The sequence below is a fragment of the Labrys okinawensis genome (assembly GCF_002982075.1).
GTDB lineage: Bacteria > Pseudomonadota > Alphaproteobacteria > Rhizobiales > Labraceae > Labrys > Labrys okinawensis_A.
The window spans coordinates 1-13,439 of sequence record NZ_PUEJ01000015.1 but is presented as its reverse complement, the minus strand read 5'-3'; the positions used below and the strand labels follow the sequence as shown (position 1 = coordinate 13,439).

The following is a 13,439-nucleotide window of genomic DNA, read 5'->3' as shown; positions in this document are numbered from 1 at the left end:
GTCCGGGATGACAGAAACCGACCCTGTGCTGACATCGTGCCTCATGCTCCGCGCTGCTCCAGATAGCGTTTCTTGGCTTCCTCCATGCGCCCCATCTCGCGCACCGCATTATCGATGGCGGCCTCGTCCGACTTGTCGGCATAGCGGAATTCGCTGTCGGCGTAACGGTTGATCTCCTGGATCACCATCTCGACCGTGATCGGCTTGGCAAGTTCGGAGATCATCGCAAGCTTGGTGGCGTAATCCTTGGTGAGGAAGAGGTCGGGCTTTTCCATCCACTCGTCCGGCAGCTCGAAATCCATTGCCCTGACCTTGATGGCATCGGTGATGTTCTTGATGGCGCGGCCGGTGAAGCGTTCGTCCGCCTCCTGGATCGCCTTGAGATAGGCGCCGAGCTTGGCGACGGTGTCGAGCGCCCCGATCTTGCCCTGCACGCTGTCGAACACCTTGGTCAGGGCCTCTTCCTGCGGGCGCGCATGCGCCTCGTAGGAGGCGGCCACCGCCTTCTTGATCTCCTGGGCGGCAAAGAGGTCGTGCTCGCCCAGCGGGATCTTGTGGCGCTTGCCGAGCAGCAGGGAGAGCAGGTCGATATAGTCCTCCTTGCTCTGCGGCCCGTCCACCAGGAAGCGGGCGCCTGCGCGCTGGCGCAGGGCATCGTCGACATTCTCCGGGAAGTTGGAGAACATGCCGAAGGTGCAATTGCCGCGCACCACCGTATTGGCGCCGGCAAAGCTCTCCATCAGCACGGCGGTAATCTCGAGCTGGCCCGAGGAGGATTGTCGGTCTCCGCGCTTGCCGGCGAGCTGGTCGATGTCGTCGATGGTGCCGAAGCCGATCACGGCGGGGTCGATGATCTCGCGGATGAAGGCCTTGGCGTTCTGGGCCGACTTGCCCTGGTAGCTGTCGATGCTCTCGGTAGAGAGGTTGGCATAGCGGAAGGGATAGCCGGCATTGCTGCAGTAATCGTTGAGCAGGCCGGCCATCATCTGGATCAGCGTGGTCTTGCCGGTGCCGGGCTTGCCGTCGCCCATGAAGGTGAAGATGAAGCCGCCGAGCTCGGCGAAGGGGTTGAGGCGCTTGTCGAAATCATAGGCCATCAGCATCTTGGCCAGCTTCATCGACTGGTATTTGGCGATGTGGTTGCCCACCACCTCGGTCGGCTTCTTGAAGGCCATGGTCAGCGCGGTGGAGCGCTTGTGGGTGGCGGGCGTGAAGCCGTTGAGCTGGAAGTCGTCGGCCTCGACGCGGTAGGCGGCACTGGTGAAGGCTTCCAGGCGCGGTGCGGTACCGGCGCGCAAGGCGACCGCTTCCATCAGCCGCTCGCACCAGGCGGTCAGGGTCGGTACCAGCTTGAGGCTGCCATCCATCCGGCTCAGGATGCCGTCGAGCTCCCACAAGGCGCCTTGCAGGGCGATGGAGGGATTGTCGGTGAGGATTTCATCGAGTTCGCCGACCTCGGCCTGGCCCTCGCTCGCCTGCGCGGCAAGCAGGAAGGAGAGCATGTTGGCGGTGACATGCAGGCCGATGAGGGAGGCCGCCGCGAGGAGCTCGGCGAATTCGGCGCGCCGGGCCGGATCGAGGCGCCCCTCGCGATTGTCGCGCTTGAGCTGGCCGAGGGCGGTGCGCTCCTCATAAAGCTCGCCCACCGCCATGGCGGTGGCCAGGGAGCGGCGCAGAGCCTGCAGCACGCTGGCCTGGGCCGGGCTCATCAAGGCTTCGCCCGGGTCGGCCTGGCTGATGCGGGCGATCAAGTGGACGCCGTCCTGGGCCGCGCTGGAGCGCGCGGTCAGCCCCGGCGTGGTGGCGCGGAACAGCCGGCCGGTCGCGGTTGGAATGCCGGGCGAGCGTTCGGCCGGCGCGCTGCCCGCCTGCGCGGGCCTCGCCTTGGCGATGCGCGGCGCATGGTCGAAGCCCTCCATCACGGCCAGGGCCTGGGGATAATGCGCGCGGATCGCCGCTTCGCGGATTTCCATCAGATTGAGGGAAGCGGTCATGGGGTCCTCGTGGCCTTTCTACCCTCCCTTGGAGGGGGAGGGGCGATGCGAAGCATCGGGGTGGAGTGGCTAGGCACCCCGTGGCAATCAATATCAGGGAAAGAGTTTTCCGACGGAGGAACACCCCACCCCGGCCCTGCGGGCCAACCCCAGGCACTTCCAAGAGGAAGTGCCGATACCTCCAGGGGAGGGTAAGAACGCCCTCTGCCCATCCTCTAAAACCCCGTCAGCAGGGAACCGTCCTCGCCGACCACATATTTGCGCACGTCGCGGAAACCGGGCGGATCGCGGTCGACGAGAACCTGATAGGGCAGCACCGGCAGGACGAGCGAGCGTTCGAGCCGGGTCACGCCCGCCTCGGCGGCAGCGGGCTGGTACTGGTCAAGGTCGAAGATCTCGCGTTCCACCGTGGAAAGCAGGCCGGCGGGCACCCGCTCGCTTCGGGCCGAGACCAGCGTCTCGATGGTCCAGGCCAGGGCCCAGTCGCTCTCCTCGGTGCGCGAGACCTCGGCGAGGATTTCACGCAAGGGGCCGGTCTGCTCGGTGAAGGCGTGCGAATACATCGGCCCGACATGGATGCGCCTCAGGAGCTTGGGATGCAGATTGTCGAAATCGACGTCGAAGCCGCGGGCGATGGTGAGGAGCTTGAGGCTGGAAAGCGACTGCGCCATCAGGTGGGACTGCACCTGCGGCCAGCGCATCTGATCCTCGTTGAGGATGACATGGCCGGTATCCTCGACCACCAGGAGGTAGATCACCGGCAGGCTAAGGGCGCTGTCATAGACGGCCCAATGCAGCAGATAGCGCCGGCGCTGCGCCTTGGCGTCGGACAACAGCAGGAATTGCGGGTGGTTCTGGGCGAAGAACAGGCCGCGTGATTTCAGCGTCTCGTAATAGATGCGCTGGCTCATCGCATATTGCAGGCTGGTGGGTCTCGCCCGTTCGGAGAGGATGGCCGCGATCATCGCCTCCTTCAGCCGGGCCTGGTCCGGCTGGTTGGCGAGGTGGCGGTCGACCTGCACGAGGTCGTTCGCCATCGTCATGATCTCCTGGAACACCGGAAAGCCGCTCTCCGAGCGGTCGATCGTCAAAGTGAGCGGCAGTGAGGAGACGCGGCCCGACATCAGGTGCTTGAGGCTGAGGGCGGTGAAAGTCTTGGCCAGGCGTTGCAGATAATTCTCGATCAGGTCGAGCTGGATCCTGGCGAACTCGCTGCCGCCATATTTGGCGTCGTCGACGAGGCTTGCCTGGCTTCCCTGGCCGGTCTGGCCGGCGATCTCCCGCAGATGGCGGATGATGCGGGAGAACTTGCCGAAATAGCGCCGCATCGCCTGGGGATCCGGCAGGGTGACGTGGTCGTTACCGGGAGGGGTCAAGGGCGGGCCTCGGCAATCTTTACCCTCCCCTGGAAGGGGAGGGTCGGCCCGTGGGCCGGGGTGGGGTGATTTTGCCGGAAGGATTTGAAGCCTTCCATGCTATCCCGTGGGCAAGGCGGCACTGCCACCCCACCCCGAGGCTTCGCCTCGACCCTCCCCCTCCAGGGGAGGGTAGGCTTCATGCCCCGCCATAGAGATTCTTGTCGTGCTTCTCGACGATCTTGGCGAAGCGGCGGGCGAAGCGCTCGTCGGATTTGGCCTTTTCTTCCAGGATCTTGCGGGCGAAGACCATGTGATCCTCGTGCTTTTCCATCATCTCGGCCATGCGCTGATTGGTGGCCGAGCCGATCGCGGCCATGGCAGCCTGGGCCTCTTGGTCGGTCTTGACTCCGATCTCGTTGATGCGGTGGGCGACATCCTGCTGCTGGGCCGTCTTGAGCGACTTGGTGAGCGCATCATAGAGCACCACGCGCTGCTTGGTGTCGGTCTGTAGCTTGTTGATCAGCACCATCTGGGTAGCGGCCTGGTTCTGCAGGCTGTCGACCCAGCTCTTGCCCTGCTCGATATAGCGCTCCAGCGTCTGCGACTGCGCGAGCTTGACCTGCTCTTCCTGCACGAGGCTGTTATAGGTCGCATTGGTCTGGGCGAGTTCGGTTTCCAGGCGCGTGCGGGCGGCGGCATCCTGTTCCATCGAGATCTTGTTTTCGAGGTCGATGATCTTGGGATCCATGGCCAGGACTTGGGCGCGGATCTTCTCCAGTTCCGCCACGGTGGCTTCGCGGTCCGCCAGGGTGCCGGACAGGTTCTTCTCAACCCGGGCCTTGTGGTCGTTGAGCACGCCGAGCTGGTTCTGCAGGAGGTTGACGATGATGTCGGACTTGGAGATCAGGTCCTGCAGCTTGTCGTCGATGGAGGCGGCGCGCAGGCGCTCCTCGCGCATGGAGTCCGACTTGGCGGAGGAGAAGATGCCCACGAAGCTCTCCCAGCCGGACTTCTCGCGCATGGCGTCGAATTCCTTGGAGAAGCCGGCGGTGACGTCGTCGAGACCCATGATGAGCTCGGCGATGTTGGCGTTCATCGCGTTGGAATGGGCGTGAACGTCGTCGAGCGTGGCGTTCTGGATGTCGATGGAAATATCCTCGCCCTTCTCCATCTTCGAATGGGCGAGCTCGATCCTCGAGCTGACTTCGGAAATCTTGGCCTGGGCCGCCTTGATTTCAGCTTCGGCGGACTTGATCGCGGCGTCGAACTCGGCCATGCGGCTCTCCCCTGGGTTTGCCATCCCGGAGCAAAACGCGTTCATGCTGAGCGCTTATTTGCTCCAGGCTCGTTGTTTCCCGGCCAATCCAGCGGATTGGCCAGAGCGTCTTTGCGTTTCTTGGCAATTGCGCCAATTCGGAAGACGCTTTGACTATTGAGCAACCAGATAGGGGAAATCGAGACAAGTTTAAAGGGCGTGGCGAGGGGGCACCGACTGGCGTGTGACGTAGGGCACATGGTGACCGGGGAAAGGGCGCGTGCGGGCCTTATGGGGGTGCGATGAAGCGGCCGATGCCGGCAATACCGCAAGCAATCGGCCGGACGGCCGCAGCGCGAGATTTCTCTAAGTGAAGAACCCTTTAGCGCATTGTTGTTGCGGGCTTTTTCATTTCGGGGGCGCGCTATTGCGCGGGGTGGGCTCGTCTCGGTGTCTCCTTCACCCCTCCGGCGTCTCCGCCACGATCGGGGTGATCCTCAGCGAGGCGATGCGGTTCTTCTGCTTCCTCAGCACCTGGAAGCGGTAGCCATGGAAGGTGAAGGTCTGGCCGGCCTCCGGGATGGTGCGGGCCTCGTGGATGACGAGGCCAGCGATGGTGGTGGCCTCCTCGTCCGGCAGCGTCCAGTCCATGGCGCGGTTGAGGTCGCGGATCGGCACCGAGCCGTCGACATTGACGGCGCCGTCGGCCTGCGGGCGCACGCCCGTCACCACCAGATCATGCTCGTCGGAGATGTCGCCGACGATCTCCTCGATGATGTCCTCCAGCGTGACGATGCCGAGCACCGAGCCGTATTCGTCGACCACGAAGGCGAAATGCTGCTTCCTGCGGCGGAAGGAGCGCAATTGGTCGACCAGCGAGGTGGTATCGGGTACGAACCAGGCCGGCAGGGCGATCTCCTCGATGTCGAGCTTGAGGGGATCGTTGCCGGCGGCATCGAGGGCGCGCAAGAGGTCCTTGGCGTGCAGCACACCGATGATGTTCTCGGGGCTCTCCTTCCACACAGGGATACGGGTATAGGGGGCGGCCAGCACGCTCTGCACGATCTGGGCGGGCCCCTCGTCGAGATCGACGGAGAACATCTTGGTGCGGTGGACCATGACGTCGTCGACGGTGAGTTCCTGCAGGTCGAGCAGGCCGCCGAACATGTCGCGCTCGGTCTTCTCCACCGAGCCTTCCTTGTGCAGGAGGTCGACAGTGCCGCGCAATTCGTCGGTGGCCGAGAGCAAGGAGGGATGCTTGCCGACCTCCAGGCCGACGAGGCGCAGGATCGCGCGCACCAGCCAGCCGAGCAGGCCCGTCACCGGCGAGAAGATCAGCACCACCAGCCGCACCGGCCAGCCGACGGCCAGGGAGAAGCGCTCGGGATAGTTGATGGCGATGGTCTTGGGCAGGATCTCGACGAAGATGATGGTCAGCACCGAGATGACGATGGTGGCGTAGAAGATGCCGACATCGCCGAAGATGTCGAGCAGGATGCCGGTGGTCAGCGCCGCGGCGGCCGTGTTGACGATGCTGGTGCCGACCAGCAGCGAGCCGATCATCGCCTCGCGGATGTCGAGCAGCTTGTTGACGACCTTGGCGCGCTGGCTGCCGTTCTTCTCCAGCGACAGCAGCCTTGCGCGCGAGGCGGCGGTGAGGGCGGTCTCGGAGCCCGCGAAGAAGAAGCCCGCCAGCAGAAGCAGGAAGACGATGAAGAGCGAGTACCAGGCCTCGGGATGCATGGGTTCCTTCCGATCAGGCCCAAGGAAGGAGAGGGATCGTCATTGCGAGCGCAGCCAAGCAATCCAGATCTTCATGGTGGGCCAAATCTGGATTGCTTGGCTGCGCTCGCAATGACGGTTTAGACATCATTACGCTCCCAGCTTGCCGGCGTCGGCGAGCTTCTCTTCCAGGAAGCCCGTCACGGCATGGGGATCGACATCGTTGGCGATGAAACTCTCGCCGATGCCGCGGGTGAGAATGAAGGTGAGCTTGCCGCGCTTGACCTTCTTGTCCTGCAGGATGGCGTTCAGCAACTCGTCCGCGGTGCCGGCTCCGCCCGGCACCTGGTCGATGCGGGTGGGCAGGCCGGCCGCGGCGAGATGGGCGGCGACGCGCGAGGGCGTTTCCTGGGAGCACAGGGCGAGCCGCGCCGAGAATTCATGGGCCAGCACCATGCCGATCGAGACGCCCTCGCCATGCACGAGACGGGCCGAGTTGTAGCCGGTGACCGCTTCCAGCGCATGGCCGAAGGTGTGGCCGAGATTGAGGAGCGCCCGCTCGCCGGTCTCGGTCTCGTCGCGGGCGACGATGCCGGCCTTGGCGCGGCAGGAGGTGGCGATGGCCTCGACCCGCGCCGGCCCTCCCGCCATCACGTCCTGCCAATGCGTCTCGAGCCAGTGGAAGAAGGGAGCGTCGTTGATCAGCCCGTATTTGGCGACCTCGGCATAGCCGGCGCGGAATTCGCGCCGGGAGAGGGTATCGAGCACCTGCGTATCGGCCAGCACCAGGCTGGGCTGGTGGAAGGCGCCCACCAGGTTCTTGCCGTGGCGGGAATTGATGCCCGTCTTGCCGCCCACCGAGGAATCGACCTGCGCCAGCAGGCTGGTGGGAATCTGGACGAAGCGCATGCCGCGCCGGACCGCTGCCGCTGCAAAGCCGGCAAGATCCCCGATCACGCCGCCGCCGAAGGCGACGACGAGATCGCCGCGCTCGACGCGCGTGGCGATCAGGCTCTCGCAGACCTCGGCGAAGGTGGCGAAGCTCTTGGAGGCCTCGCCGGGGGCGACGGTGATGGTCTGATGCTCGATCCCGGCGGCATCGAGGCTCCCCGTCAATGTCGCCAGATGCAGGGCCGCGACATTGGCATCGGTGACGATGGCCAGGCGCGCCTTGGGCGCGAGGGCGGCGATGCGTCGACCGGCCTCGCCGAGAAGGCCCGGACCGATGGCGATCTCATAGGAGCGCGCGCCCAGCGCGACGGGAACGACGATGGGCTGGCTCATGCCGGTTTGTCCGATCTTTCTGTCGATAAATAATGTTCGAGGGCGGTGACGACGTCCTCCAGCACCGTCTCCTGGGCGACGTCACGCGACAGCACGGTGACGTCGGCTCCGGCATAGATGGGATAGCGGGCTTCGATCAGCTTGCGCAGCGTGCCTTCCGGATCGGCGGTCTGCAGGAGCGGGCGGGTCGGCTTGCGGCGAACGCGCCGCATCAGCACGTCGAGTTCCGCCTTCAGCCAGATCGAGACGCTGCAGCGGGCGATGAGGGCGCGGGTCTCCTCATTCATATAAGCGCCGCCGCCGGTCGCCAGCACGATCGGCTTGTCGCAGGCGAGCAGCCTTGCAATGACACGGCGTTCTTTGTCGCGGAAGAAGGCCTCGCCATCCGAGGCGAAGATCTCGGAAATGGTCTTCTGGGCGGCTTCCTCGATCTCGGTATCGGCATCGCGGAATTCGAGGCCGAGCCGACCGGCCAAGCGCCGGCCGACGGCGCTCTTGCCCGCCCCCATCATGCCCACCAGCACGACCGACCGCCCCGCGAGGGCTTCCGCCATTTTCTTCTCGCGCTCGGCCGGGACAGGGGGTGTCGCAAAGCCGCTCATATCGTCCCGCATCAACAAGTCCATCGTTCTAATGAACCGGAGAGGGGCCTCGATGCAAGAGCCTGAGGGGCAAGCGGAGGGCACAACGCCATGGTGCTGCCCTGAATCACGCATTATCCTGGCACTGTTGCGTTCAGGATCCTCATGCCCAGCCTCTTCCGCTTCCTTCTCATTCTCCTGCTGCTGGGATTGGCCGGTTTCGGCCTGGTCTATGCGCTGGGCACGTTCGTAAAGCCGGCGACACGGCCGATGAGCCAGGACATTCCTCTCAAGAATCTCGAACCGGCCGAGGAGCCGCCGAAGCCCTGAAGCAGGAGCCGCCCGCAACCGCGAGGATTCAGCGAAACAGGTTTTAGAATGACGAGCGCCGGGAGATTCAAAGTGAGGCCATCGCTTTTCGCCGCCATGTCCATCCTCACGGCCTTGCCCTTGTCGCCGGCCGCCCAGGCCGGGAGCGAGGGGCTGGAATCGCGGGAGTACAAGGTCGGCCTCGACCCGGCCGCCTTGCCGGGGGATTCGGACGCGGCGATCTTGGCGGTCGAAGAGCGGCTCAGCCAGGTGACGAAACTCGAATTCGGGCAGCCCAAACAGATGCAGGTGCAGTTCTTCGATACGCAGGAATGTGCCCTGACCCGCGCGTCCATGCTGCTTCGCTCGCGCGAAAAGCCCGGTAAGACACCGCGCATCACCTTGAAAATCCGAAATACCGATATGCTTGCCGTTAAAACCATGCCCATCGGGCTCTCAAGGACGGGCGAGACGGCCTTTCAGGACGATTATGGCATCGGGCCGACCGGCAAGCCCTCGAGCGACTTCTCGAAATCCTTTTCCTTCGACGACACTCCGCCGAAGACGCTGAGCGAGCTTGCCCAATCCATCCACAATCTTCACGAGATCGTGCCGTTCCAGGGAAACTCGGTGCTGCAGGCCGGACCGCGGGTCGCCCAAACCGCCTATGCCTCCGAGCCGCTGCCTATGAGCGCCAAGCGGAAGATCCGGCTCGAGGCCACCTTGTGGTATCCGGCAGACGGCGGCAAGCCACTGGCAGGGGATGTCTCCTTCACTCTGGAAGCGCCGTTCGACTATGGTGAGTTGCGGGCGGCCGACAAGCTGCTGCTTGATCTCGCCAAGCAACTGGGACCACTGAAGGGGTCTTCGGCGGAAAAGGCGCTGGCTGTCATTCCCGAGTCCTGCCGCTAAAGCGTGTTGCTCGAAAGCCCTGACAGGCATGCCTCGGTCGGGAGGCGCCGTCCCGCCGATATCGGACTGTCGCCGCGAGCCGATACCAATCAGATGACAAACCCTGTATGGCCGGTGTGATGCCTCGCCCGAGTTTCCTTTCCGCCCGTCCCTCGTTCAGCCTGCCGCACCTGGCCATGCCGCCGCGGGCCGACTGGATCTTCGCCTTCCGCACCACCGTCGTCGGGCTCCTCGCCCTGGCGATCGCTTATGCGCTCGGGCTCGAACAGCCGCAATGGGCGATGATGACCGTCTATATCGTCAGCCAGCCCGTCGCCGGCATGGTGCTCGCCAAGGGCCTGTTCCGGTTGGCCGGCACGCTGATCGGCGCCCTTGCCTCGGTGGCGATGGTCAAGCTCACGGGCAGCGAGCATCTGTTCTTCCTGGGTCTGCTGGCCGCCTGGATCGGCTTGTGCACCTTCGTGGCCTCGACGCTGCGCAACCCCGAGGCCTATGGGGCGGTATTGGCCGGCTATACGGCCGCCATCATCGGCCTGCCGGCTTTCGACAATCCTCATCTCGTCAACGAGCTGGCGATAGCGCGCTGCATCGAGATCATGCTCGGCATCGTCTGTGCGGGCCTCGCCAGCCGTTTCCTGCTGCCGCAGCTCGCCCGCGACGTGCTGGTGGAACGGGCCGGCGCAAGCCTCAGGGACATCGCCCGCTATGGAGCGGGCGCGATCGGGGGCACTGCGAAGGCGGAGCTCGACGCGCGCTATCAGCGCCTGATCGTCGATATCGAGGCGCTTGCGGGCATGCGCGCCTATGCCCGCCTGGAGGCACCCAGCCTGGTGACGCATGGGCGCATGGCCCGGCACACGATCGGCCATATGCTCTCGGCCATCTCGGCCGTGCATACGCTGCTTGCCCATGCCAGCGCCCCCGATTCGAGCTGGCGCCCGCTGCTCAACCGCATCAAGACCATGCTGGAGGGGATCGCACAGGGCGATTGGCTCACCCAGGATGTCCGCCCCTGGCTGCGGCAGATCGAGGAATTCTGCCGCGAGGCCGAGGCGATGCGCGGCGCACCGCTGCAGCCGCACGAGGACCGGGCCGCGGCGGCAGCCCGCATTACCCTGCTGATCGAGTTTCTCACCGCCATCCGCCAGGTGCTGGAGGGACTGGCCGCCCTGCGGCTGCGCGCGCCCGACCCGCCCGGCCAATGGAAGCTGCCGGCCCTCGCCATCGATCGCGACTATGAGGTAGCGGCCGTCAACGCCATCCGGGCGGCGATCGCCACCACCATCGTCACCGCCTATTGGATCGCCACACGGTGGGCCGATCTCGCCGGGGCCGCGGTGATGGTGGCGGTGATGTCGAGCCTGTTCGCCACCATGCCCAATCCGCTGCGGTCAGCCTGGGACTTCCTCAAGGGCACGGCCTATTCGGTGCCGTTTGCCTTCCTGGTCGGCCAGCTCATGCTGCCGCATCTGCCGGGGCTTCCCTGGCTGCTGGCGCTGATCGGGCTGGTGCTGCTGCCGGCGGCGCTGGGCATGGCCAATCCGCGCTTCACGCCGATTGCAACCGCCTTCGCCATCAATTTCCTGCTCTTTCTCAATCCGCGCCAGCCGATGGTGGCCGAGCCCTGGCTCTTCCTCAATGCGGCGATCGCTGTGCTCGGCGGCGGGCTGCTCAGCCTCGCCGTGTTCGCGGTGGTGCTGCCCCGGCGCCCGCAAAGCGTGGTCGAGCGGGTGGTGGAGGCATTCCGGGCCGATCTGACCAGGCTCTGCCTGCATGAGCGCCTGCCCAAGCCCTCAGCCTTCGAAAGCCTTGCCTATGACCGCATCAACCAGCTGATGGCGCCGCTGGAACGGGTCGGCAGCAAGGGCCAATATGTGCTGGACGGGAGCCTGGCCGCCGTGACCATGGGGCTGGAGATCCTGCGCCTTCGCCGTTTCCTGCGCGAAGGCCAGATCGAGCCCGACCATGCCGCGGCCGTTTCGGAGATGCTGGTGCGCCTCGCCCGCCTCCTCGCCATCCGTATCCCGCATGCCAAATTGCTGCGCGACATGATCGGCTCGCTCAGGGAACTGGCGGCCGAGATCGTCAAGGAAACCAGCCCAAACGCGCATCTGCAGGCGGCGGCCTCGCTCAGGGTGATTGCCTTGGCCCTGGAGGATCACCCGCTTTATTTCTGAGGCCGGGCGGGAGGCGGACCGAAATGTCCCTGCCGCGGCCCGAGTCTCTGCGGGTGATTTTCCTGCCGTTAACCCCGAGGCGCTAGGCTGGCTCCATGTCAAAACCCGCCAGTGACAGCCGTCTCATCAACGCCTTCCTCGACATGGTGTCCGCGGAGCGCGGCGGCGCCGACAACACGCTGCAGGCCTATCGGCGCGATCTCACCGATTACAGCGATTTCCTGAAGGGGCGCGGCGGGGCAATCGCCACGGCAGGTGCCGACGAGGCGAGGGCACATCTCGCCGCGCTCAGCGATCTGGGCTTCAAGGCGACCACTTTGGCGCGCCATTTGTCGGCGATCCGGCAATTGCACAAATTCCTTTATGCCGAAGGTTTCCGGACTGACGATCCAACCGGCGTGCTCGACGGGCCCAAGCGCGGGCGTGCCCTCCCCAAGGTGCTGGATGTGGCGGAGGTCGATCGCCTGCTTGCAGCGGCGGCCGAAGGAATCGAGGACGCTACGCGTCCGCTGTCGGAACGCCTGAGGGCGGCGCGGTTGAGTGCCCTGCTCGAGACGCTCTATGCCTCGGGGCTGCGTGTCTCGGAGCTGGTCAGCCTCAAGCGCACCGCGGCCCGGCCCGGGCTTGCCATGCTGAACGTGGTGGGCAAGGGCGCCAAGGAAAGGCTGGTCCCGCTCACCGAGGCCGCCCGGCGCGCCATGCAGGCCTATCTCGGCTTGCTCGCCCAGACGGGCAGGGACGGCGCCTCGCCCTGGTTGTTTCCATCCTTCGGCGAGAGCGGCCATCTCACGCGCCAGCATTTCGCGCGGGAATTGAAGATGCTGGCGGTGGGCGCCGGCATCCGCGCCGACCGAGTCAGCCCGCATGTGCTGCGCCATGCCTTCGCCAGCCACCTCCTGCAGAACGGTGCGGATCTGCGCTCCGTGCAGATGATGCTCGGCCATGCCGACATCGCCACCACGCAGATCTATACCCATGTGCTGGACGAGCGCGTGAAATCGATGGTGCGCGACCTGCACCCACTGGCGGATTGAGGCTGCCGCGGCAGGCGAGGCGCCCCAAGGCGGCTGCTTGGTGGCGAACCGCCTCGGCATGATCAAGGCCTCTGTTGACCGGCGCATCTAGGGCAGGCGGGGAATGAAAGAAGAGATTTCTTTCCTCAATATACTTGATTAATTAGCGAAGTTTGTGGAGTGGCTGCTTGATGGGATCCCCGCGTCTACTGAAAGCTCAAATAATGGTGAGTTGAATTCTATGTGTGCCCGAATGGCTGCAAGCTAACCTAAGGATTTATTTCAAATCGTGATTTTAAATGTAAATAAGCAGAGAATTTAAAAAATATTTTCGTATCTTCAGAAGTTTTTACGCTGCAGAAATAGAGATTCTGATGTATGGGCTCTACAAAAAAGAATTAATTTAGATAAAAATAAAACTCATAACGATTTGTTTATTCGCGTGCAGCTTATTATAAAAATATATTTGATTTAATTTATAGAAAAGTAAAACGTTTTATATTGGTATATGTTTTTAGAAATATTTATGCCCGCTACAATTTGCATTCAATATGATGCCTTCTGGTGGGGTGATTATATTACACCTTATTCTTCAAATTAGAAATAAATATAAACTTGACATATGTAATAAAATTCCAATAGATCTTTATAAATTCTGACGAGTGCAGTGTGATGATCGTCGAGCGTTTATCCATTCCCGAGGTTGCCCGGGTTCGTCCGCGGCGTTTTGGTGATGCTCGGGGGTATTTTTCGGAAGTGTTCAACGCGCGCGTGTTTCGCCAGCAGGTGGCGGATGTCGAGTTCGTCCAGGACAACGAGGCCTTGTCCGGTGCT

11 protein-coding genes are annotated in these 13,439 nt (G+C 63.7%); 5 read left to right on the top strand and 6 right to left on the bottom strand.

Annotation, left to right across the window (positions count from 1 at the left end; genetic code table 11):
• Positions 1-41: 41 nt before the first annotated feature.
• From C5L14_RS28055 to C5L14_RS30510, 6 genes are all read right to left on the bottom strand, one after another.
• Positions 42-1,994 carry an ATP-binding protein gene (locus C5L14_RS28055; RefSeq protein WP_105865361.1) on the bottom strand — a complete coding sequence of 651 codons (1,953 nt, stop codon included), beginning with the start codon at positions 1,992-1,994 and terminating at the stop codon, positions 42-44.
• Between the two features lie 215 nt (positions 1,995-2,209).
• A complete protein-coding gene (locus C5L14_RS28050) occupies positions 2,210-3,370 on the bottom strand; it encodes a hypothetical protein (protein WP_209433504.1) in 1,161 nt (386 codons plus the stop codon).
• Positions 3,371-3,548: 178 nt separating this feature from the next.
• Positions 3,549-4,628, bottom strand: coding sequence for a hypothetical protein (locus C5L14_RS28045; RefSeq protein ID WP_105865359.1), 1,080 nt, complete (start codon positions 4,626-4,628; stop codon positions 3,549-3,551).
• A gap of 438 nt (positions 4,629-5,066) precedes the next feature.
• Positions 5,067-6,350: an HlyC/CorC family transporter gene (locus tag C5L14_RS28040; RefSeq protein ID WP_105865358.1), complete on the bottom strand. Its 1,284-nt coding sequence runs from the start codon at positions 6,348-6,350 to the stop codon at positions 5,067-5,069.
• Positions 6,351-6,479: 129 nt separating this feature from the next.
• Positions 6,480-7,613: a 3-dehydroquinate synthase gene (aroB, locus tag C5L14_RS28035; RefSeq protein ID WP_181161364.1), complete on the bottom strand. Its 1,134-nt coding sequence runs from the start codon at positions 7,611-7,613 to the stop codon at positions 6,480-6,482.
• A complete protein-coding gene (locus C5L14_RS30510; protein WP_245443621.1) occupies positions 7,610-8,227 on the bottom strand; it encodes a shikimate kinase in 618 nt (205 codons plus the stop codon). Before C5L14_RS30510 ends, aroB begins: the two co-directional genes overlap by 4 nt.
• A gap of 132 nt (positions 8,228-8,359) precedes the next feature.
• Here C5L14_RS30510 and C5L14_RS28030 point away from each other — a divergent pair, with 132 nt between their 5' ends.
• From C5L14_RS28030 to C5L14_RS28010, 5 genes are all read left to right on the top strand, one after another.
• The gene (locus tag C5L14_RS28030) at positions 8,360-8,524 is read left to right on the top strand and encodes a histidine kinase (RefSeq protein ID WP_105865357.1); all 165 of its coding nucleotides are present in this window, start codon (positions 8,360-8,362) and stop codon (positions 8,522-8,524) included.
• Between the two features lie 72 nt (positions 8,525-8,596).
• Entirely contained in the window at positions 8,597-9,415 is an 819-nt protein-coding gene (locus C5L14_RS28025; RefSeq protein WP_146127043.1) for a hypothetical protein, read from the top strand.
• 119 nt (positions 9,416-9,534) lie between these two features.
• On the top strand, positions 9,535-11,592 hold the full coding sequence (locus tag C5L14_RS28020; protein WP_245443620.1) for an FUSC family protein: 2,058 nt from the start codon (positions 9,535-9,537) through the stop codon (positions 11,590-11,592).
• A gap of 95 nt (positions 11,593-11,687) precedes the next feature.
• Positions 11,688-12,626, top strand: a complete 939-nt coding sequence (locus C5L14_RS28015; protein WP_105865355.1) for a site-specific tyrosine recombinase XerD — start codon at positions 11,688-11,690, stop codon at positions 12,624-12,626.
• A 651-nt stretch (positions 12,627-13,277) separates the two neighbouring features.
• Positions 13,278-13,439, top strand: a 162-nt coding sequence (locus C5L14_RS28010; RefSeq protein WP_181161371.1) for a dTDP-4-dehydrorhamnose 3,5-epimerase family protein, incomplete at its 3' end; no start/stop codon positions are given.